General features: G+C 45.9%; 17 protein-coding genes and 1 other annotated feature. Of the genes, 10 read left to right on the forward strand and 7 right to left on the reverse strand.

The features are described 5' to 3' along the window. Positions 1 to 41 precede the first annotated feature (41 nt). Both EXW93_RS11790 and tpx read right to left on the reverse strand, forming a co-directional pair. Entirely contained in the window at positions 42 to 950 is a 909-nt protein-coding gene (locus tag EXW93_RS11790; RefSeq protein ID WP_174316488.1) for a class I SAM-dependent methyltransferase, read from the reverse strand. A gap of 100 nt (positions 951 to 1,050) precedes the next feature. Further along, positions 1,051 to 1,542 carry a thiol peroxidase gene (gene tpx, locus EXW93_RS11795; RefSeq protein WP_035396538.1) on the reverse strand — a complete coding sequence of 164 codons (492 nt, stop codon included), beginning with the start codon at positions 1,540 to 1,542 and terminating at the stop codon, positions 1,051 to 1,053. A 172-nt stretch (positions 1,543 to 1,714) separates the two neighbouring features. Here tpx and EXW93_RS11800 point away from each other — a divergent pair, with 172 nt between their 5' ends. Next, complete coding sequence (locus EXW93_RS11800; RefSeq protein WP_023469054.1) at positions 1,715 to 2,530, forward strand: NAD kinase; 816 nt, start codon at positions 1,715 to 1,717, stop codon at positions 2,528 to 2,530. 90 nt (positions 2,531 to 2,620) lie between these two features. Beyond that, the gene (locus EXW93_RS11805; protein ID WP_174316489.1) at positions 2,621 to 3,388 is read left to right on the forward strand and encodes a MerR family transcriptional regulator; all 768 of its coding nucleotides are present in this window, start codon (positions 2,621 to 2,623) and stop codon (positions 3,386 to 3,388) included. Here EXW93_RS11805 and EXW93_RS11810 read toward each other — a convergent pair. Then, the gene (locus EXW93_RS11810) at positions 3,380 to 4,939 is read right to left on the reverse strand and encodes an amidohydrolase (protein ID WP_023469056.1); all 1,560 of its coding nucleotides are present in this window, start codon (positions 4,937 to 4,939) and stop codon (positions 3,380 to 3,382) included. The two genes, EXW93_RS11805 and EXW93_RS11810, sit on opposite strands and share 9 nt — an antisense overlap. Before the next feature lie 67 nt (positions 4,940 to 5,006). Further along, complete coding sequence (gene ezrA, locus EXW93_RS11815) at positions 5,007 to 6,713, reverse strand: septation ring formation regulator EzrA (RefSeq protein ID WP_064299501.1); 1,707 nt, start codon at positions 6,711 to 6,713, stop codon at positions 5,007 to 5,009. A 223-nt stretch (positions 6,714 to 6,936) separates the two neighbouring features. Between ezrA and EXW93_RS11820 the strand changes: the two genes are divergently transcribed. The 3 genes from EXW93_RS11820 to EXW93_RS11830 all read left to right on the forward strand — a co-directional run bounded on the left by EXW93_RS11820 (position 6,937) and on the right by EXW93_RS11830 (position 8,936). Continuing rightward, positions 6,937 to 7,422: a GAF domain-containing protein gene (locus EXW93_RS11820; protein ID WP_023469058.1), complete on the forward strand. Its 486-nt coding sequence runs from the start codon at positions 6,937 to 6,939 to the stop codon at positions 7,420 to 7,422. 233 nt (positions 7,423 to 7,655) lie between these two features. Beyond that, positions 7,656 to 8,255, forward strand: coding sequence for a 30S ribosomal protein S4 (gene rpsD / locus EXW93_RS11825; protein ID WP_023469059.1), 600 nt, complete (start codon positions 7,656 to 7,658; stop codon positions 8,253 to 8,255). Between the two features lie 153 nt (positions 8,256 to 8,408). Further along, positions 8,409 to 8,936, forward strand: coding sequence for a biotin transporter BioY (locus EXW93_RS11830; protein WP_023469060.1), 528 nt, complete (start codon positions 8,409 to 8,411; stop codon positions 8,934 to 8,936). A gap of 45 nt (positions 8,937 to 8,981) precedes the next feature. Here the strand turns inward: EXW93_RS11830 and tyrS are convergent, their stop codons facing one another. After that, on the reverse strand, positions 8,982 to 10,229 hold the full coding sequence (gene tyrS / locus EXW93_RS11835) for a tyrosine--tRNA ligase (RefSeq protein ID WP_174316490.1): 1,248 nt from the start codon (positions 10,227 to 10,229) through the stop codon (positions 8,982 to 8,984). Between the two features lie 56 nt (positions 10,230 to 10,285). Continuing rightward, positions 10,286 to 10,490 (reverse strand) — a binding site (T-box leader). 148 nt (positions 10,491 to 10,638) lie between these two features. Between tyrS and EXW93_RS11840 the strand changes: the two genes are divergently transcribed. Next, on the forward strand, positions 10,639 to 13,179 hold the full coding sequence (locus tag EXW93_RS11840) for a transglycosylase domain-containing protein (RefSeq protein WP_254606205.1): 2,541 nt from the start codon (positions 10,639 to 10,641) through the stop codon (positions 13,177 to 13,179). Positions 13,180 to 13,279: 100 nt separating this feature from the next. Here EXW93_RS11840 and EXW93_RS11845 read toward each other — a convergent pair whose 3' ends face one another. Then, a complete protein-coding gene (locus EXW93_RS11845) occupies positions 13,280 to 13,828 on the reverse strand; it encodes a hypothetical protein (RefSeq protein WP_174316491.1) in 549 nt (182 codons plus the stop codon). 198 nt (positions 13,829 to 14,026) lie between these two features. Then, complete coding sequence (acsA, locus tag EXW93_RS11850; protein ID WP_023469063.1) at positions 14,027 to 15,730, reverse strand: acetate--CoA ligase; 1,704 nt, start codon at positions 15,728 to 15,730, stop codon at positions 14,027 to 14,029. Positions 15,731 to 15,876: 146 nt separating this feature from the next. On the opposite strand from acsA, the gene EXW93_RS11855 reads away from it, so the two are divergent. The 4 genes from EXW93_RS11855 to EXW93_RS11870 all read left to right on the forward strand — a co-directional run bounded on the left by EXW93_RS11855 (position 15,877) and on the right by EXW93_RS11870 (position 19,211). Further along, positions 15,877 to 16,509 (forward strand): GNAT family N-acetyltransferase, encoded by a 633-nt coding sequence (locus tag EXW93_RS11855; protein WP_023469064.1) that lies wholly within the window; start codon positions 15,877 to 15,879, stop codon positions 16,507 to 16,509. An 18-nt stretch (positions 16,510 to 16,527) separates the two neighbouring features. After that, a complete protein-coding gene (locus EXW93_RS11860; RefSeq protein ID WP_023469065.1) occupies positions 16,528 to 17,160 on the forward strand; it encodes an acetoin utilization AcuB family protein in 633 nt (210 codons plus the stop codon). Continuing rightward, the gene (locus EXW93_RS11865) at positions 17,157 to 18,350 is read left to right on the forward strand and encodes an acetoin utilization protein AcuC (protein ID WP_174316492.1); all 1,194 of its coding nucleotides are present in this window, start codon (positions 17,157 to 17,159) and stop codon (positions 18,348 to 18,350) included. Before EXW93_RS11860 ends, EXW93_RS11865 begins: the two co-directional genes overlap by 4 nt. A 105-nt stretch (positions 18,351 to 18,455) precedes the next feature. Beyond that, positions 18,456 to 19,211, forward strand: a complete 756-nt coding sequence (locus tag EXW93_RS11870) for a FixH family protein (protein ID WP_174316493.1) — start codon at positions 18,456 to 18,458, stop codon at positions 19,209 to 19,211. The last annotated feature ends 25 nt before the right edge of the window (positions 19,212 to 19,236 follow it).

A 19,236-nucleotide genomic window follows, 5' to 3' on the forward strand; every position in this document is an offset into this window, starting at 1 on the left:
AATAGTCAAATTAACGACAGATTTCAATCACTTTGCGTAATTCATTTTAATTCTGTGTTAATCCATTCATCAATCTGTTTCACCATACCACCAAACGCGCGAGCATCTGTGAACGATGGCAACTCAGCAAGCAATGCTTGTTTTGGCATCTTCATACCGGCTAAATGATTACGGACGATCAAATAACTTTTTGCTGCCTGTTCTTGTTTGAACATCGTGAGCGGTAACTGCAAAATACCGATGACATGCGCTTTTGATTCGAAGTACTGTTTCAACTTCCCTTCCGTATCATGTTGAAACAGTCCGTTCGGAATGACGAAGACACCGAATCCGCCTGGTTTGACGTATTGCATCGCTTGTTCAATCAACAAGAAATGACTGTAGCTCATGCCTTCGTCTCGTTTTAAGATGTAAGAAGCGGCAACCTCTTCATCTGGATAATAACCGACAGGAAGATCAGCCATCGCAAGATCAACTGGATCTAACAATAATGGTCGTAACGCATCTTGATGGGTATACGTGACTGGATAGTCGAGTAATTCGGTTACCGCTGCCGATAAACGAATCAATGTCTCATCTACCTCGACCGCCTCAGCAGATGTACCTGTCGAAAGCTGACTTAAGACAGCATGTAACATGCCACCTGTCCCACTCCCCAACTCAAGTAGTCGGATGTCCTCCTTACCTACCAATTTCCCGATTAGATAACCAGCAAACAAAGCGACGCTGTCTGGCGTCGGCAAATGGTTCGGTTGTGCTTGTTTCATCCCTTCTAGAATAGCAAGCGATACTGCCTTCCGAATGACCTCTTTGTCTACATTTTCAGTATGACGATCGTTCAATCGATCAATCACCGTCGTCAACGCTTCTAAATAGGGCATATCCAGATCACGTTCGATTTGTTTTGTTTGACGTGTTAATTCCTTATATAACTTTTCTAACGGCTCCATGTACGTCATCCTCTCCAAAACGAAACGGCCCCCCGTAGAGCGGGAGCCGTTTCTATCATTAGTTCCATTGTAACGCTTCAGCGGCGTTTGTAAACCATTCTTACTTCGCTTCACGTGCTGCAGCGAGTGCTGCTTCGAAATTGACTTCGTCTGTTGATTCTTCAAGATATTCAACGTACGTAATCTCGTTGTTTGAATCAAGAACGAAAACAGAACGTGCAAGCAGGCGTAATTCTTCGATGGCTACGCCATACTGTGTACCGAATGAAAGATCACGGTGATCAGACAACGTCACGACTTGATCGAGACCGCTTGATGCGCACCAGCGACGTTGTGCGAATGGAAGGTCGTTTGAGACCGTCATGACCGTCACACCTTCAATTGTTGCTGCTTCTTCATTGAATTTACGTGTCTGCGCATCACAAACGCCTGTATCGATTGATGGGACGACGCTGATGATCCGGACACCTTGATATGTATCACGTGTTACCGGTGATAAGTCGTTAGCTAACACTTGAAAGTCAGGTGCTGTTTGTCCGACTTGAACCGCCGTACCTTGAAGTGTGATTGGATTTCCTTTAAACGTTGCCATTATGAATTCCCCTTTTCCCCTGAATGGATATACTGTATTTTCTATTTAACTATAGGAATGATCCGCGAAGATGGCAAGCATTCTGCCATAATTGATGGACTTCAGTACCCGTCTTTCCAAAAAACAGGTATAATGAAAGAGTTCATGAAACGCTTTCAAGGGGGAATTGACCATGGCTCGAAATAACGTCTACCTGTACTACCGAAATACACAAAGACACGAGACGCAGGTGCGAAAGTTGATTGATGTCGGTACACGATACGGACTGAACGTTGTCCAAGATCACCGACAAGCAAACATCATCGTCTCGATTGGTGGAGATGGGGCTTTCTTGCAAGCGGCACGCTTCACAGGTTTCCGTGATGATGCGATCTATGTTGGATTCGCTGAAGGACCAAACTCGTTCTACTGTGATTTTGATATCAACGATCTTTCTGCGGTCGAAGCGATCTTTAAAGAGACAGGCAACCGTGTCTCGGATGGTGAAATCGAAGTACGTCGTTATCCACTGCTCGAAGCATCCATCAACGGTGGACCACCGATGCTCTGTCTGAACGAATGTTCCGTGAAGTCGAGCATCATCAAATCACTCGCAATCGAAGTCTATATCGACGACTTCCTGTTTGAGACATTCCGCGGGGATGGGATGGTCATCTCAACACCGACGGGCTCTACGGCTTATAATAAGTCACTCTCTGGTGCAATCGTCGATCCATTGATTCACTGTCTTCAAGTCAGCGAAATTGCTTCCGTCAACAACAACCGGTACCGGACACTCGGTTCTGCTTTCCTACTGAACCGTGGACGGAAACTTTCGTTACGCATCATCGAAGACGGGAACGACTATCCGATCATCGGGATGGATAACGAAGCACTCAGTCTCACACGAACAGATTCAGTCGATATCCAGCTTTCTGAAAAAGAACTGAAAACCGTCAAATTGACGAACAATACATTTTGGCATAAGATTCAACGCTCGTTCTTATGACAATAAAAAAATCTGCCTCCTCGGGGCAGATTTTTTTATTGCGTCTTCCGTTACGTCACCCTTTATACTCCAATCAAAGGAGGTACACAAATGATGTATTCCACTCAGGAAATCGCCAAACTGACCGGCGTCACAAAACGAACACTCTATCATTATGAGACGATCGGTCTCCTCGTGCCAAAGCGCACCAATGCTGGTCACCGAAGTTACAGCAGAGAGGATCTTTTACGTTTACAACAAATCCTGCTCTACCGCTCTCTTGATTTCCCACTGTCAGAAATCCAAAGATTACTCACGCAATCTGATTCCAATCATCATACGACACTGAAAAAGCAGATTGCACTCCTTCAAGAAAAAGCTTCGCGTTATCAAATGCTTGCTCGACTCGCTGAACAGACATTACTCACCTTAAAAGGAGGACTCCCGATGAAAGACGAACAATTATTCCGCGGTTTGCGTCATGAAGAGATCGTTACGCATGAAAAACAACATGCAGATGAAGTCCAGCAACTCTACGGTGACACTGACGCTTATCGAATCAGTGCAAAAAGACAACGACAACGTACTCCAAATGAGAAAGAACAACTGAGCAGCATGCATAAGCAACTCGATCAGCGCTTGACGACCCTTTACCGCGACGGGCATGCGGCGACGGACCCAGACGTTCAACAAGTCGTCAAAGAACAACATGATTTCATCGATACGTACTATTACCCATGCGCATTATCTCTCTTTGCCTCACTCGGTCAGATGTATGTGTCTGACGAACGGTTCCGCGCCTATTACGATGCGTATGCCCCCGGACTATCGACGTTCTATTCGGAAGCTATTTCACACTATACGCAAACATCACACTAACGCGGCTTCCGCCTGATAAACGGTTTTTCCAGCTTGGACCGTCTCGACCAAACGGTTATTCAAGATGGCTTCCCCACGCAAGCGATAGAAGTCTTCTTCAAAGATGACGAAGTCGGCATCATAGCCTGGTAAGAGCAATCCTTTTCGACCATGTGTTTCTGTCGCGAGATGTGGATTCTTCGTAAAGAGCAACAAGGCATCAAACATCGATAACGTCTCGTTCGTTTTATTGACACGCCCTGCCGTTCCTTCGGTTGCTGCATAAAGCGACCGTCGGACATCGGGGTCAGAGATCGGCGCATCTGCTCCGCCGCACAATAATGCGCCGGTCTCAGCTAACGAACGTAAACGGTAACTCCAGTCTAAGCGGTTCAATCCGAGTCGATCGACGATGAAGTCGGCGTCATCCAGTAAAAAGACTGGTTGAACGTCAATCAAGACTGGTAACTTCCGAATTCGCGCAAGCGTTTCTGGTCGGACGACCGTCGCATGAATGATGCGATCGCGTTTCCCTTTTGGTGCCGGATACTTCTCGAGCACCTGTACGAACCGCTCGATCGCTAAATCACCGATGACATGTGCCGCGACTGTGAATCCATAACTACGTGCTCGTTTGACGAGTTGTTCGAGTTGTTCTGGCGTATGCACTTCGATACCACGTGTCGTCGGATCATCGGAATAACCACGACCGAGAAGAGCGGTTCGTCCTCCGAGCGCGCCGTCGACGAACAGTTTCATCGCACCGATTGACATCGTTGACGGTAAAGTAGGTTGTTGTTGCACGAACTCATCGATGACAAGATGATGCACGAGCAGATGTGTATGGAAGCCTGTCTCTTGCGTCACTTCCTTATAGGCTTGCAAGATGTCCGCGACATCCCCGTGATACGACAAGTCTTCTGTGTGTGCCGCAATGATGCCATATTGGTATAAGTTCTTAATCGCTGACCGAAGGGACGCTTTATTTCTCTCTAAGTTTCCAGCTTGTAACGCATATAAAGGTTCAAGCGCCGCATCGTACAAGAATCCGTCTGCTTCTCCATTATCCGATAAACCGACCTTTCCACCTTCGATGACGGTTGACGCTTTATATCCGAGCTGTTGGAACAAGACATCGTTGACAAGTGCTGTATGCCGGTCTGTTCGTTTCAACAAGGCAGGTGCATCAGGGAACAACTGATTGAGCCATGCTTTCGTCGGTGCACGATCAAGCTTCGTTTCGTCATAGCCTTCTGCCACATGGATTCCATTGACTGGTTCCGCCTTGAGAAAAGCTTGCCCTAACGCTTCAAGCGTCGTATAGCGCGAGGCATCGACACGATTGATCGCTTCCCCGTAACCGATCAGATGAATATGCGCATCCGTAAAGGCTGGATATACAGCTTTTCCGTTCAAGTCGTGAATTTGATCAATACGTCTACCGAAACGGCGGCGTAGCTTTCCTTCCTCTCCCATCGCGATGATCCGCGTCTTCTCGACGAACATCGCTGAATGGACATCCTCTTCGTGTGCCATCGTTCGAATCAATCCGTTTACGTATAGTGTTCCCATTCCACTCACTCCTCTTTTTACAAAAATAGGGTGACCATGACGGTCACCCTGAATTGTCGATCCTGATTTAAACGTGCAATGTTTCTTCTGGTGCACACGACCGTTTAATACGTTCGATCGCGGCCGGATCGTATTCATTTAGGACACGTTCCGCTAAGACAATCGTTCGTTCATAGTCTCCCGCTAAGAACTTCGTTTCCGCGATCGTCAGCGACATATGTATCTCGTTGTCGTGGCGACGGTACCGGTTCGCATACTGGACGAGCCGTTCGGCATACGTGACTTCGAACACTAATGTATCTAACCGTTCTTGCACATGTTTAAACGTTTCTTGGACGTCTTGACTTTGTGCGACGATCGATCGAACGTTAAACGGTAACTCCTCTAACCGTGTCTCAAGCGTCTGCAGTGAACGATTTGCATTTCGGAGCGCTTCTTCCACCTCAGCCGGTAAGTTCGGTAATCCGAGTCGTTTCAGACGGAGGCGTGTCTGCGACAGTTGATGACGCCATTCGACGATTCGTTCGCGAACTTCCGTCTCTTCTTTTCGAAGTGCCTGGAGTTCGACCGTAAAGCGTTCGTACTGAATCATCAACTGTTCTTCGAGGCGAATCGCATCGCGCATCTGATCTTCGAGCATACTGAACGGGATGATTTTTCCGGCAATCGACTCATCAAGATCTTTTGCTGCTTCAAACAGTAGCTCTTCGTCACGCTGGATTGTCTCATAGTGAATCCCTAAATCTGCTGAGATTTCATATTTTTCACGTAGGATGCTGAACTCTTGTGCCAATTGATGAATCCGTTCACGCATCCGTAGCGCTTTTTGTTTCAAGAATTGGTTTTCTTTTTTCACTTGATGACGCGCATCGACCTCACGACGGAACGTATCATACATTTGATCCACATCGGCCGATAACTGTTGAATCGCCTCTTCCAAACCGTCGACTTCTAGCATTTCAATTTTTTCAGAAAGGCTCAGACGTTGTTCCTCGAACCGTTTGATCTCGGATTGGAGACCGAGTGGTTCAAGTGGATACCCATCTAATGACATTTCCTTATAGCCCGCTCCGAGCTGATCAATCCGTTGACGCAATTCATGAGCGAGAATCTTCCATTGTTTCGGTACGAGTTCAACGAGTTGACGCGTCGTTGCTACTTCTTGCTCGAGTAACAAACTTGTTTCATACGCCTTCGTCACTTCACCTGAAGCTTCGTACTGACACATCTCATTCCAGTGCGCGTCGATTTGTTCACTTCGTTCTTCGAGACGCGCAAGCGCCGGACCGAATGAGTTCGCTTGAATCAATAATGATTTCCGAACTTGCCCTGAATCGGCTTCCCCTTGAGCTTTCAGTTCGGCTAGAACCGATTGATTCGTTTTGAACGTCGACATCTCGACGAGCATCTCATCGATCAACCCTTCGAGTTCTGCAATCAATTGTTCCGTTACTTCGAGGTCATTCTTGACGGCGATGAACCGATATTTATCGAGCGCTTCCTCCGCCCGGTAAAGGGTCTCATCGATTTGGGCGACGTGGACCGTTAATAACTCTTCCCACGCTTGATGCCAGGAGCTGAACTTCGTCTCCGTCTCACCCGCCATCGGTAGTTGCTTTAAGTCCTGCAACTCCTTTGGAATCGATGCACTGACGATGCCTTGTTTGCGCATATCAAGTTCATCGATTTTCGTGTAGTATTTTTTTCGACTGATCATGCTAAACAGCATGACGAGTAATACGATGACGATGACTCCGATCACCCATGCCCACATTTGTCACGACCTCCACTCTGTCCTACGACTTTAGATTTTCTCTAAATCGCAATAATCTTATCCTTATAATAGTATAGCGCAACCGTTTTGCATAGATTTACAAAGGCTTTTCCTGATTTCTTCCGCTGTTTTGAATCCTTTTTCCAAAAATCAATTGTTTGTCAGCTACGCGAAAACTCGTTAAACTAAGAAAAATACACTTTTCACGGGAGGAATTTTTATTATGTTCGAAACAAAGACATATGAAGGTGACCGGACGAAACAATACGACATGCTATCAAAACAACTCGATGCGCTATTAATGGGAGAAGACAATCAAGTCGCGAACTTATCGAATGCGAGCGCGTTGCTCAACCAGTTCCTCGATCGTATCAACTGGGTCGGCTTCTATTTGACGGATACGGAGCAAAACCAACTCGTCCTCGGACCGTTCCAAGGACTTCCAGCATGCGTTCGTATTCCATTTGGTCGTGGTGTATGCGGAACGTCCGCAGCAGAACAGACGACACAACGAATCGAAGATGTGCATCAGTTCCCAGGTCACATCGCATGTGACGCGGCTTCGAATTCAGAAATCGTCATTCCACTCGTCAAAGACGGACAAACGATCGGTGTCCTCGATATCGACAGCCCAGAATTCAACCGTTTTGACGAAGTCGATCAAGCTGGTCTAGAAGCATTCTGTACGACACTGCTTCGCCATCTGTAATTCTGATTGACAGTCGATTGTCCACACCGTATACTTGTAAAAGTGCAGAAATGATAACGATAGCGGTCAAATCGCTTACGTATCACATTTCATGACTCGGTGAATAACCGGAGGGGCATCGTGTAACTTTGCTATCAAGCGAGGGTGCCACATCATGAAATGGGCGTAATGTGGGTTTGATGGCGTTATTATTTTTATGCAAATAATAACGAACAATAAGGAGGAGTCTTATTATGGCTCGCTATACAGGTCCAGCTTGGAAACTCTCACGTCGTCTCGGTATCTCACTTACTGAAACAGGAAAAGAAATCGCAAAACGCCCTTACGCACCAGGTCAACACGGTAACAGCCGTCGTAAAGTATCTGAGTACGGTCTTCAACTTCAAGCGAAGCAAACACTTCGTCACATGTACGGAGTAAACGAACGCCAATTCAACCGTATCTTCAACGATGCTGGCAAAATGCCTGGTATCCACGGTGAGAACTTCATGTTCTTACTCGAAGCACGTCTTGATAACGTCGTTTACCGTATGGGTATGGCTCGTACACGTCGTGCTGCTCGTCAGCTCGTCAACCACGGTCACATCCAAGTTGATGGACAACGCGTTGATATCCCATCATTCCGCGTGAAACCAGGTCAAACGATCTCAGTTCGCGAAAAATCGAAGAACTTTGTCGTTATCAAAGAAGCACTCGAAGTTGCTCCAGCAACTAAAGACTTCGTTACTTTCGATGCTGAGAAGCTCGAAGGAACGTTCGTCCGTCTTCCTGAGCGTTCTGAATTGAACGATCAAATCCAAGAACAACTCGTCGTCGAGTACTACTCACGTTAATCGATTGTTCCAGCACTCACTTCGGTGGGTGCTTTTTTTATGCCTATGACTAAAATGTATACCTGGTCTTAAAAAAAGAGTGACGTCATTCATCCGTTTGTGTTAACCTTTAAACATAAATAGTTAACACAAACAGAAAAGAGGACTTCATTCATGAAAACAAGAGATTTAACATTCATCGCCCTTGGTGCTGCCATCATCGCAGCCGTCAGTTCTTTGCCACAGATTCAACTTGTCGGCGCTGTTCCAATCACGCTCCAGATGCTCGCGATCATGACGGTCAGCGCGATTCTCGGTGGAAAACGTGGTGGACTCGCTGTCTTGATTTTCTTATTACTCGCAGCAGCTGGTCTACCGGTGCTTGGCGGAAAAGGCGGACTAGCCCCATTCGTCGGACCAACCGTTGGTTATTTGATTGCCTTTCCGATTGCCGGATTCTTCATCGGACTTGTTGCTGAAAAAACGCGTCGCTTCGTTCCCCTCTTCATCGGGATGATCGTCTTCGGACTTGGTTTAGTCTACTTGCTTGGAACATTCGGTTTAATGGCTGTACTCGATCTATCGTTCAAAGATGCCTTTGCGATCAACTATCCTTTTGTCTTATGGGATACGATCAAAGCCGTCATCGCCACAACAATCGCCGTTCGCTTGTTGCCACTCCGTTTATTCCGGACAGCTTAAAAAAACGCTCTCTGCATCTAAGTGCAGGGAGCGTTTCGTATATCATCAAGCATGCTCGACGACGAAGTATTTTTTCTTTCCGCGACGTACGATCGTAAAGCGACCGATTGCATCAGCTTCCGTGATTTCTTTCGTTAAATCTTGCTCGCGTTCTCCGTTCAGGTAGATCGCACCGTTCGTAACGTCTTCACGTGCTTGACGTTTTGACGGACTGATCTTCGCCTCAACGAGAACGTCGACGAGGTTTGTCGCTTCACCGAGTGTAAAGCGTGGCATTCCTTTGAACGCATCTTCGATATCTTCGACTTGCAACGATTTAATGTCTCCACTAAAGAGTGCCGTCGTAATACGTTGCGCTTGTTTCAGCCCTTCTTCACCATGGACGAGAACTGTCATCTCTTCTGCGAGACGACGTTGCGCGACACGCTTCTCTGGTGCTGCCTTGACTTCTTCTGCGAGCGCGTCGAGTTCTTCGTGCGTTAAGAACGTGAAGTATTTCAAGAACTTGATGACGTCAAGATCGTCAACGTTGAACCAGAATTGGTAGAACTCGTACGGTGACGTTTTGTCAGCGTCTAACCAAACCGCACCACCTGCTGTCTTACCGAATTTTTGACCGTCTGCTTTTGTAACAAGCGGTACCGTCAATCCGAATGCTTTTTCTTCATGACCCGCACGACGAATCAATTCCATCCCTGCTGTGATGTTCCCCCACTGGTCACTACCTCCGACTTGAAGGCGGCATCCTTTGTCTTCGTAGAGTTTCAAGAAGTCAAACGATTGAAGTAACATGTATGAGAACTCAGTGAATGAGATCCCGTTTTGAAGGCGTGAGTCAACAGAGTCTTTCGCAAGCATGTAGCTGACCGGGAAGTGTTTTCCGATATCGCGTAAGAAATCGATGATCGTCAAATCTTTCGTCCAGTCCAGGTTATTGGCGATCGTGACCGGGTTTTCTCCTTCAAGTGGTAAGAAACGTGACAACTGGTCCTTAATCCGATTCGCGAACTCTTCGACGATATCCGATGTATTCAACGAACGTTCTGTTGCGCGACCACTCGGGTCTCCGATCATTCCCGTTGCTCCACCAACGAGACCTACGACATGGTGTCCTGCTTGTTGGAATCGTTTTAAGACTAAGATCGGCAACAGGTGTCCGATGTGAAGTGAATCCGCTGTTGGATCAAATCCTGTGTAAAGTGTCGTTGGTGTCTCGAGTAATGTCTTCAATCCTTCTTCATCCGTCATCTGGTTAATTAAACCGCGAAATTCTAAATCCTCTAATAACGTCATTGTGTCTCCTCCTAAAGTTCACTTTTAACAATAAAAAACCGTCCCTTCGTCTAAGACGAAGGGACGGAAGATTCCGTGGTACCACCCTGATTGCCCTTTTAAAAAGGACCACTTGGTTCGTCGATAACGGGACGGACCGCTTGATTTCTCAAGAAACTCCTGGAAGCGTAATTCATAAGTTCACTGTGTCCTAGTTCGCAGCACCACTAGGTCTCTGTCACAGGGAGTGACTTACTACTGTATTCCGATCACTGTTTAACGTATCATATGAAAATAAGATGGTTTCATGATACGTCGAAGGCGAATCCGCTGTCAAGCCAAAATTAAGCAATGGATTTATGGTATAATACGTCTATCTGTGATTTAATATTAATTTACACCTAAGTTTAAGATGCAAAGGAGATCATTTATGCGCGAGAACTGGTCCAAGTTTTGGAATCACCCCCGGACGAAAGCCGTTCGGCACTGGTCGAATATCACATACGATGTTTCATGGAACATCATTTTATTCCTCATCATAGCAGTGTTGCTCATTGGAAGCTTTTCTGTCGGAGCTGCCGGCGGATACTTCGCTTCCCTTGTCAAAGGTACGAAAGCCCCTCCATTGACGGAAATGAAACAACAAGTCAATAGCTATGCAGTAACGAGTCAGATTTATTGGGGAAGCGGCGAGAAATTGACGAACGTCTCTACTGATGAAGAACGTCAGCCTGTCGACATTAAAAATATCTCTCCGTATTTATTAGATGCCGTCTTATCAACTGAAGATACTGATTTTTATCAGCATGATGGTGTTGTCCCAAAAGCAACATTGCGTGCAGTCTTGCAAGAGCTGACAAACTCCGCGTCACGGACTGGCGGAAGTACGTTGACTCAACAATTAATTAAAAACCAAATTTTGACGAATGAAGTCTCGTTCGAACGCAAAGCAAAGGAAATCATCTTAGCGCTACGCCTCGAGAATGCGATGTCAAAAGACGAAATTCTTCAAGCTTATTTGAATGTCGTCTCATTTGGTCGAAATTCACTCGGACGTAACATTGCTGGAATTGAAGCGGCTTCTCAAGGTGTCTTTAATAAATCAGCGAAAAAGCTGACATTACCACAAGCAGCCTTCCTCGCCGGCATTCCGAAAAACCCTTATTATTACACACCGTACCTTCAAGGTGGCGTCGTCAAGAAAGATTTGACACCAAGTATCAATCGGATGAAAACCGTCTTGAAGCGGATGTATGTCGCAAAAAACATCACAAAAGAACAATACGAAAAAGCGATCAAGTACGATATTACGAAAGACTTTGCGAAACAATCGAAACGTTCACGTGACACATATCCGTATGTCTACGACTTAGCAGAGCGTGAAGCAACGAAAATCATGACGAAGTACTTGATGAAACAAGATGGAATTAAAGAAGATGAAGTCAAACCGTCTGAACTAGCAGAAGTTCGAGCAAACTACCAGGATCAAGCACTGGTTGCTCTCCGTCAAGGTGGGTACAAAGTTCACTTGACGCTAGATAAGAAAATTCATGAATCCATGCAACAACCTGCGAAGAACAATGGAAACTTCCCTGGCAGCATGCAGTACAAACAAGTCGTGGATCCAAAAACGAAAAAAACCGTTTCGAAACAAGATCCCGAAGAGACAGCAGCGGTCATGGTTCAAAATGAAACAGGTCGTATCCTTGGATTCGTCGGCGGGCGCTATATGGACGGGAAAGCGGATGACTTCAACCGGGCATTCCAAGCCAAACGTCAAATCGGATCGACAGCAAAACCAATTCTCGTATATTCAAATGGTATCGAGAACGGTTTAATTACTCCGGGATCGACCGTCAATGACGAAGAGTATTACTACCAGACCGTACCACGTCAACCAGGTGATCGCCCAATCAAGAACGAAGGCGGTCGTTATCGTGGGAACGTGACGGTTCGCACCGCACTTGAACTCTCATTAAATGTACCTGCTGTTAAGATTTACGAGAAGATGAACATGTCGAACTCGATTCAAAAACTCGTCGATATGGGCGTAGAAGTACCGGATGCGATTCGTTATGCTCCTTCGGCTGCACTCGGAACGATGGAGATCACACCAGTCGAACTTGCTGGTGCTTACGCAACACTCGCGAACTATGGTGAATTCGTACAACCATACGTCATTTCGAAAATCACGAAAGACGGAAAAAACATTTATAAAGCAAAACCAAAGAAAAAACGAATTTACGAACCACGAACGGCTTACTTGACGCTTGATATGATGCGCGGTGTCTTCACAAAAGGTACGGCAACATTTGCAAAAGACCGATTGAATGTTCCGGGAGACTGGGCAGGTAAAACCGGTACGACCAATGATGTCAAAGACTCTTACCTCGTTGGTTCGACACCTGGTGTGACCCTTGCCGTCTGGACAGGGCATGACCAAAACAACTCACTTATCGGTCCGACGACGTATTATCAACGCACACAGACGCTGTGGTCACAAATGGCGAACGCAGCATATGGTGCTAACAACAGCTATTTCAAATCAGGTGCTCGCTTCACACAACCATCTTCTGTAACAGCAAATGACTTTAAGAACAGTGGTCGTTTCAAAGAAGAGGATAAAAAGAAAAAGCCGAAGAGGCGAAGAAAAAAGCGGAAGCTGAGAAAAAGAAAGAAGAAGCAGCTAAGCGAGCAGAAGAAGAAGCAAATAGAGCGGAAGAACAGAAACAAGAAGATCAACAAAACGAACAACAAGCTGAAGCAGATGCGAAGAAAAAAGCAGAGGAAGACGCAAAACGTGCTGCCGAGGAAAAAGCAAAAGCCGAGGCAGAGGCTAAGAAGAAAGCGGAAGCTGAGGCTAAGAAAAAAGAAGCAGATGTACAGAAACAACAAGAACAACAGAAAAAGCAAGATGAAAAGAAAGGCGATACTTCTGAAAACTAATAAAAAGAAGCTGGAACACAACTAACTGATTTTATAGGAAAAGACCCTCGATACGACTACTCGTTTCGAGGGTCTTTCGTTTATTAAACTGGATTATATTACAACCTCATTTTGAAAGTTTTAATTTAGAGTGACTTAGAGAAGGTTGATGTTTTTACTTTAGTCACTTTTTTTCCTTTATATGCGACCCAAGATTTTATTTTTACAGAGTATTCTAACTTTGCAGGGTTCGTCCACTTAAAATAAGTTTTGTGCATGACTATACTATCTTTTTTAAATTTAGAATACGTCATTTTCCCATATGTCCCCAGTAAAACCATTGCAGTTCCACCTTTTTCTGCAGCCTTTAATGCCGTTCCGACATAAGGAACATTTTGTATACTCTTCACGTAACCAGCAAGATTCCCTCCTCCAGCTACAAAAGTACCGTACAAGATTATTTTATTGTTGTCTTTTTTAATCTTATTTACTTTTTGGATCGCCACACTAAATTGTTTGTATTTAGTTTGAGATTTTGGAGCATACATTTTGTAATACATAGCGTGTAATCCCGAATCTTTTGTAGGTAGAGTTGAACTCCCTGAATCAGCACTTGTAAAGCTTGGTGCGCCTAAAGATACAGTTAGAACGGTGGAAAGAATTAAACCAGATTTTAAAGTCTTGATTTTAACCAAACAAACCATCTCCCTACTCTTTTTATTGGAAAAATAATTCAGTAAAATTATAACATAAGAAAATTCTTTTAACTTTCTATCATCTATTTTTAAAAAATTTGTAATAAAAAATCCCCCTTACTTAAGGGGGATAAAATTTCCATAATAGAATTTTTTGAACTTACTAATCTCTGAATTTTACTGGAACTGTTTTTACACTCAATCTTCCATCGTAGAAAGATCCCCTGTTTCGAGATTTAACTCCCATGCTTTCAAGACACGGCGCATGATTTTACCACTTCGTGTCTTCGGCAATTTATCCCGGAAATCAATTTCTCTCGGTGCCGCGTGAGCAGCCAGCCCCTCTTTGACGAATGCTTGGATTTCTTGTTTTAGTTCATCCGTCGGCTCGTAACCATCACGCAAGGCAATGAACGCCTTGATGATTTCACCGCGGACTGGATCTGGTTTCCCGATGACCCCAGCTTCTGCGACAGCTGGGTGCTCGACGAGACGACTTTCGACTTCGAACGGACCAACCCGTTCTCCAGCCGTCATGATGACGTCATCGACACGTCCTTGGAACCAGAAGTAACCTTCGTCATCCATATAGGCAGAATCTCCTGAAACGTACCATCCTTTGAAGAAGTATGATTCATATTTCTGCGGATTGTTCCAAATTTGACGCATCATCGATGGCCATGGTGTTTTTAAAGCAAGGTTCCCCATTCGGAATGGCGGTAACTCATTTCCTTGATCATCAATTATCGCAGCCTGAGTTCCTGGAATCGGTTTCCCCATCGATCCCGGTTTGATGTCCATCGACTTGTAGTTACAAATCATCATCGCGCCTGTCTCCGTCATCCACCATGTATCATGAATCCGTTGATCGAACGCTTCTTTCCCCCAACGAATGACTTCTGGGTTCAACGGTTCGCCGACAGACAATACATGACGAAGACTTGAGAGATCATGATGATTTGCAACATCCGCTCCCGCTCCCATCAACATCCGGAAAGCCGTTGGTGCGCTATACCAGACCGTTACCTTGTACTTCTCAATGACACTGTACCAGAAATCCGGATTGAAGCGTCCACCGACGACGATATTCGTTGCCCCGTTCAAGAACGGAGCGAAGATACCGTAACTTGTTCCTGTGACCCATCCCGGGTCAGCCGTACACCAGTAGATATCATCTTCTTGGAGATCAAGTACCCAGCGACCTGTCATCAAGTGCTGAATCATCGCATTTTGAACGTGGAGCACACCTTTCGGCTTCCCTGTCGATCCTGAAGTGTAGTGCAGGATCAATCCGTCTTCACGATCTAACCAGACCGGTTCGAATACATCGGATGCTTGCTCGAACGCTTTGCGGAAATCGAGTAATGTGTCCGATTCTTCGATATCTTCGTCGACAAGTACTACTTTTTCAAGTGATTCCAGTTCCCCAACTGGAACACGTGGGAGCAATGCCTTCGTCGTCACGAGTAACTTCGCTTCAGAATCAAGCAAGCGATCACGGACCGCTTGTTCCATGAATGCTTCAAATAACGGACCGACGATTGCGCCTACCTTCAGTGCGCCAAGCAAGGCAAAATACAATTCAGGTGAACGTGGCATGAAGATGAAAATACGGTCACCCGTTTTGACCCCTGCGTCGACTAATACGTTTGCCGCTTTATTCGTCAATCGTTTCATATCTGCATATGTGAATCGTTGTTCCGTCGTTCCATCGAAATAGATCAGCGCATCCTTGTTCGCCCGCTCGCCTTCTGCGTGGCGGTCGATTGCTTCATGAGCCATGTTGACTTTCCCCGTTGTCGCCCATGAAAAGTACTGCTCAGCATCTTTCCAGTCGTACGTGTTCGTTTCATCATACTCTGCTAACCAATGCTTCCCCGGAAGCGCTTTCAAAACTTTCATGTCTCGTTCCTCCCCTTCTATGTTTTCCTCTTTATTATAAGCTAGTTATCCGTCAGTTCAATCTATTTGCCGTCAATTTGTTAAAAAATCCCTCTCTTTGCTCAAGCGCTTTCGTCTATAATGAATAGGAAGGTGGTGACGCTTACATGTTTGAAAAACAATTCAATCATCGGACGCATGAAACATCACTCGGTCCCGTTGACATCGAAGGTCCCGTACCGAGTCAAACACTAGCAACGTATACACTCGATTCAGGGTTGACGGCTTTTCGTCCACCCGCTGAACAACATCAAGCACTCGTTGAGATCGCAGACCTTGAGGAAGGACGGATCATCGTCGCTCGTCAAGGAACGGAAATCATCGGTTATGTGACTTACTTATACCCTGACCCTTACGAAACGTGGAGCGAAGGAAACAATCCGTACATCTTGGAACTCGGAGCGATCGAAGTCTCCTCTCGGTTCCGCGGACAACAGATCGGTAAAAAATTGCTTGAAATCTCTATGCTCGATCCTGCTATGGAACACTATTTGATTTTAACGACTGAATATTATTGGCATTGGGACCTAAAAGGGAGCGGACTATCGGTCTGGGATTACCGAAAGATCATGGAGAAGATGATGAACCATGGTGGTCTTGTCTTCTTCCCGACCGACGATCCGGAAATCGCCTCCCATCCTGCCAACTGCCTGATGGCACGTATCGGAAAACACGTCTCACCTGAAGTCGTCGCTCATTTTGATGCGCTACGCTTGAGAAGACGCTTCATGTATGACTGAGCTCGAGGAGGAATCGTCATGTTAATCGAACAAATCATGAATACGACGTGCATCACGATGCAACCGACGAATTCCATCGCGCATGCGGTCGAACTCATGCAACGTCATCAGATTCGTCATGTTCTTGTCGTCAATGCCCGCCATGAACTCGTCGGTCTTGTCGGATTAAAGGAAATTCAAAGCGCAAGTAGTATCTTTCATCCGGATACAGCAAAACAAGACCTACAGTATCCGGTCTCAAGCATCATGATTGAAAGTCCTGTCACGGCTCATCCGCTCGATTTTCTCGAAGATGCGGCTGTGCTGTTTTATGAATATCGATTGACGTGTCTGCCAATCGTCCGCGGTCGACGCCTTGTCGGTGTCGTCACGGAAACGGATTTGTTGCGGACATTCGTTCAATTGACAGGTGCACTCGAACCAAGTTCTCAAATCGAAATCCGTGTTGAGAACACTGCTGGAACATTAGCAAAGATTGCCGCACTGCTTGCCAAAACGAATATCAATATCTTAAATGTACTCGTATATCCAACAGACGATCCGTATGTCCGGATCGTTGCGTTTCGTGTCCAGACGATGAATCCGATTCGGATCATCGAAAAGTTGCGCAAAGAAGGATTCGATGTACTTGGACCGGATGTGAGCAGATGAAGGATTTTGCCTATCTGTACAGTCCTGAAGAGGCGACTTATCGGTTTTCGGAGACACATCCATTCAATCCGATTCGCCTCGAGTTAACGGTTTCCTTGCTTGAAGCGATGCATCAATTAGATGACATTCCTTGTATCGCGCCACGTCATGCGACTGATGAAGAATTGTCACTCGTTCATGATCAGGATTATATTGCTGCCGTCAAAGCAGCCGGGACCGGAGCATTAACCCCCCTCAAGGCACAGATGTATGGTCTTGGGACAGAAGACACCCCTTTGTTCCAGGGGATGCATTCGGGCGCTTCTCTCCTTGTCGGCGGCACGATCGAAGCATGTGACCTCGTCTTATCTGGTCAATATAAACGGACCTTTCATATCGGTGGCGGATTGCATCACGGATTCCGTGGGCGTGCCTCTGGTTTTTGTGTCTATAACGATACCGCTGTCGCCATGGCAGCCATGATTGAAAAATATCACTGTAAAATTCTTTATGTCGATACGGACGCTCATCATGGCGATGGAGTACAATGGGCCTTTTATAACCGAAAGGACGTCATGACATTGTCTCTCCATGAGACGGGTCGCTACTTATTTCCAGGAACGGGAATGGTGACGGAACGGGGGTCTGAAGAAGGGTATGGATTCAGCTGGAACGTGCCACTGGACGCCTTTACGGAAGATGATTCGTTTTTACTCGCGTATGAGACGGCTCTCTTTGAAGCCTGCGAATTGTTCCAACCAGATCTCATCATTACGCAAAATGGTGCCGATGCACACGCGCTCGATCCATTGACTCATTTATCCTTAACGATGAAAAGTTATGAACAGATACCTCAAATCGCCGTCGCTGCAGCAAATAAATATACGAATGGAAAAATCGTTGCTTTAGGAGGCGGTGGCTATGACTGGTATCGTGTCGTCCCCCGCGCGTGGAGTCAAGTTTTTGCTGCCATGACCGGACAAGCTCCGTTTCGTGGAGAGATTCCTACTTCATGGCAAGAACGTTGGAGTGGACAAGAAACACCCCCACCAACACACTGGCATGATCCAACACCACTCTACCCCGCCATTCCGCGACGACCTGAAATCGAAGAAAAAAATTGGGAGACCGTCAAACGACTAATTTGGCCGTTTGTGAGCGATGAGCGTAAGGATCAATTGACTGCGACTTCCCCCTACTCCGCTGATTAATCGACTTTATATCTTCACATTTATTTCGTTCGGAGTTCACAACTTGTTGCTATACTAAATATGGAATTTTTACTTAGTAAATGAATAATAGTTGGGGGAATCATCATGAAAAAGGCATGGCTTTATTCCGGTCTTATTCTATCGACGGGGATCGTACTCGCAGGGTGTGGCAATGAAAAGCAGGCAATGGATCACGATAACATGCAAGGGTCAGGAAAACCGACGGTCGAGGTCAACGTCAATGTTCCAGCGAAGACAATGGAAGATGAAGCCGTTGTTTTTAAAGCGTCAGCTGTCGAACAAAAGAAACCGGTCAATCTTGAGGACGTGACATTTGAAGTTTGGGAAGCCGGAAAACAAGACGGTGCCCATCAAAAGTTCAAGGCAACCTTGAAAAAGACGGGTTCTTATCAAGCAGAAGCTGAACTCGCTGAAGGTGAATATGAAGGACTATATCATATCAATGATAAAAAAGGACTCCATCATATGGATAAGATCTCATTCGTTGTCATGGATCATTCACATGGACAAGAGGAAGCATCGCACGAGCATGGACATGATCACGAAGCCATCGACGGTCTGTCTGTTCATTACATGGGCGCAACAAAAGCGAAAGCCGGTGCTGAACTCCCCGTCTCCTTTCATGTTTTCCTTGATGGAAAACCTCTAAAAGCGAACGTACAAGTGGAAGTCATTGAAACGGGCATTGAAAAGCATAACTACGTTCCTCTAGAAAAAAAGGGTGATGCCTACAGCGGGAAAGTGACATTGACTTCACCTGGTCAGACGACGGTTCGACTCCATGTCGAAAATGACCAACTCCACCATCACCAAGATGAACTTATTACCGTCGCGAAATAAAAAAACGTCTCTTTTTTCAAGCAGC

The sequence above is a fragment of the Exiguobacterium sp. JMULE1 genome (assembly GCF_013337175.1).
Classification (GTDB): Bacteria; Bacillota; Bacilli; order Exiguobacteriales; family Exiguobacteriaceae; genus Exiguobacterium_A; species Exiguobacterium_A indicum.

Coding starts and splice junctions, on each gene's coding strand:
- EXW93_RS11810 (WP_023469056.1), bottom strand. CDS start 4,939: ATGGGAACACTATACGTAAACGGATTGATTCGAACGATGGCACACGAA.
- EXW93_RS11805 (WP_174316489.1), top strand. CDS start 2,621: ATGATGTATTCCACTCAGGAAATCGCCAAACTGACCGGCGTCACAAAA.
- EXW93_RS11870 (WP_174316493.1), top strand. CDS start 18,456: ATGAAAAAGGCATGGCTTTATTCCGGTCTTATTCTATCGACGGGGATC.
- EXW93_RS11840 (WP_254606205.1), top strand. CDS start 10,639: ATGCGCGAGAACTGGTCCAAGTTTTGGAATCACCCCCGGACGAAAGCC.
- EXW93_RS11855 (WP_023469064.1), top strand. CDS start 15,877: ATGTTTGAAAAACAATTCAATCATCGGACGCATGAAACATCACTCGGT.
- tyrS (WP_174316490.1), bottom strand. CDS start 10,229: ATGACGTTATTAGAGGATTTAGAATTTCGCGGTTTAATTAACCAGATG.
- EXW93_RS11865 (WP_174316492.1), top strand. CDS start 17,157: ATGAAGGATTTTGCCTATCTGTACAGTCCTGAAGAGGCGACTTATCGG.
- EXW93_RS11860 (WP_023469065.1), top strand. CDS start 16,528: ATGTTAATCGAACAAATCATGAATACGACGTGCATCACGATGCAACCG.
- EXW93_RS11830 (WP_023469060.1), top strand. CDS start 8,409: ATGAAAACAAGAGATTTAACATTCATCGCCCTTGGTGCTGCCATCATC.
- EXW93_RS11800 (WP_023469054.1), top strand. CDS start 1,715: ATGGCTCGAAATAACGTCTACCTGTACTACCGAAATACACAAAGACAC.
- ezrA (WP_064299501.1), bottom strand. CDS start 6,713: ATGTGGGCATGGGTGATCGGAGTCATCGTCATCGTATTACTCGTCATG.
- EXW93_RS11820 (WP_023469058.1), top strand. CDS start 6,937: ATGTTCGAAACAAAGACATATGAAGGTGACCGGACGAAACAATACGAC.
- tpx (WP_035396538.1), bottom strand. CDS start 1,542: ATGGCAACGTTTAAAGGAAATCCAATCACACTTCAAGGTACGGCGGTT.
- rpsD (WP_023469059.1), top strand. CDS start 7,656: ATGGCTCGCTATACAGGTCCAGCTTGGAAACTCTCACGTCGTCTCGGT.
- acsA (WP_023469063.1), bottom strand. CDS start 15,730: ATGAAAGTTTTGAAAGCGCTTCCGGGGAAGCATTGGTTAGCAGAGTAT.
- EXW93_RS11790 (WP_174316488.1), bottom strand. CDS start 950: ATGGAGCCGTTAGAAAAGTTATATAAGGAATTAACACGTCAAACAAAA.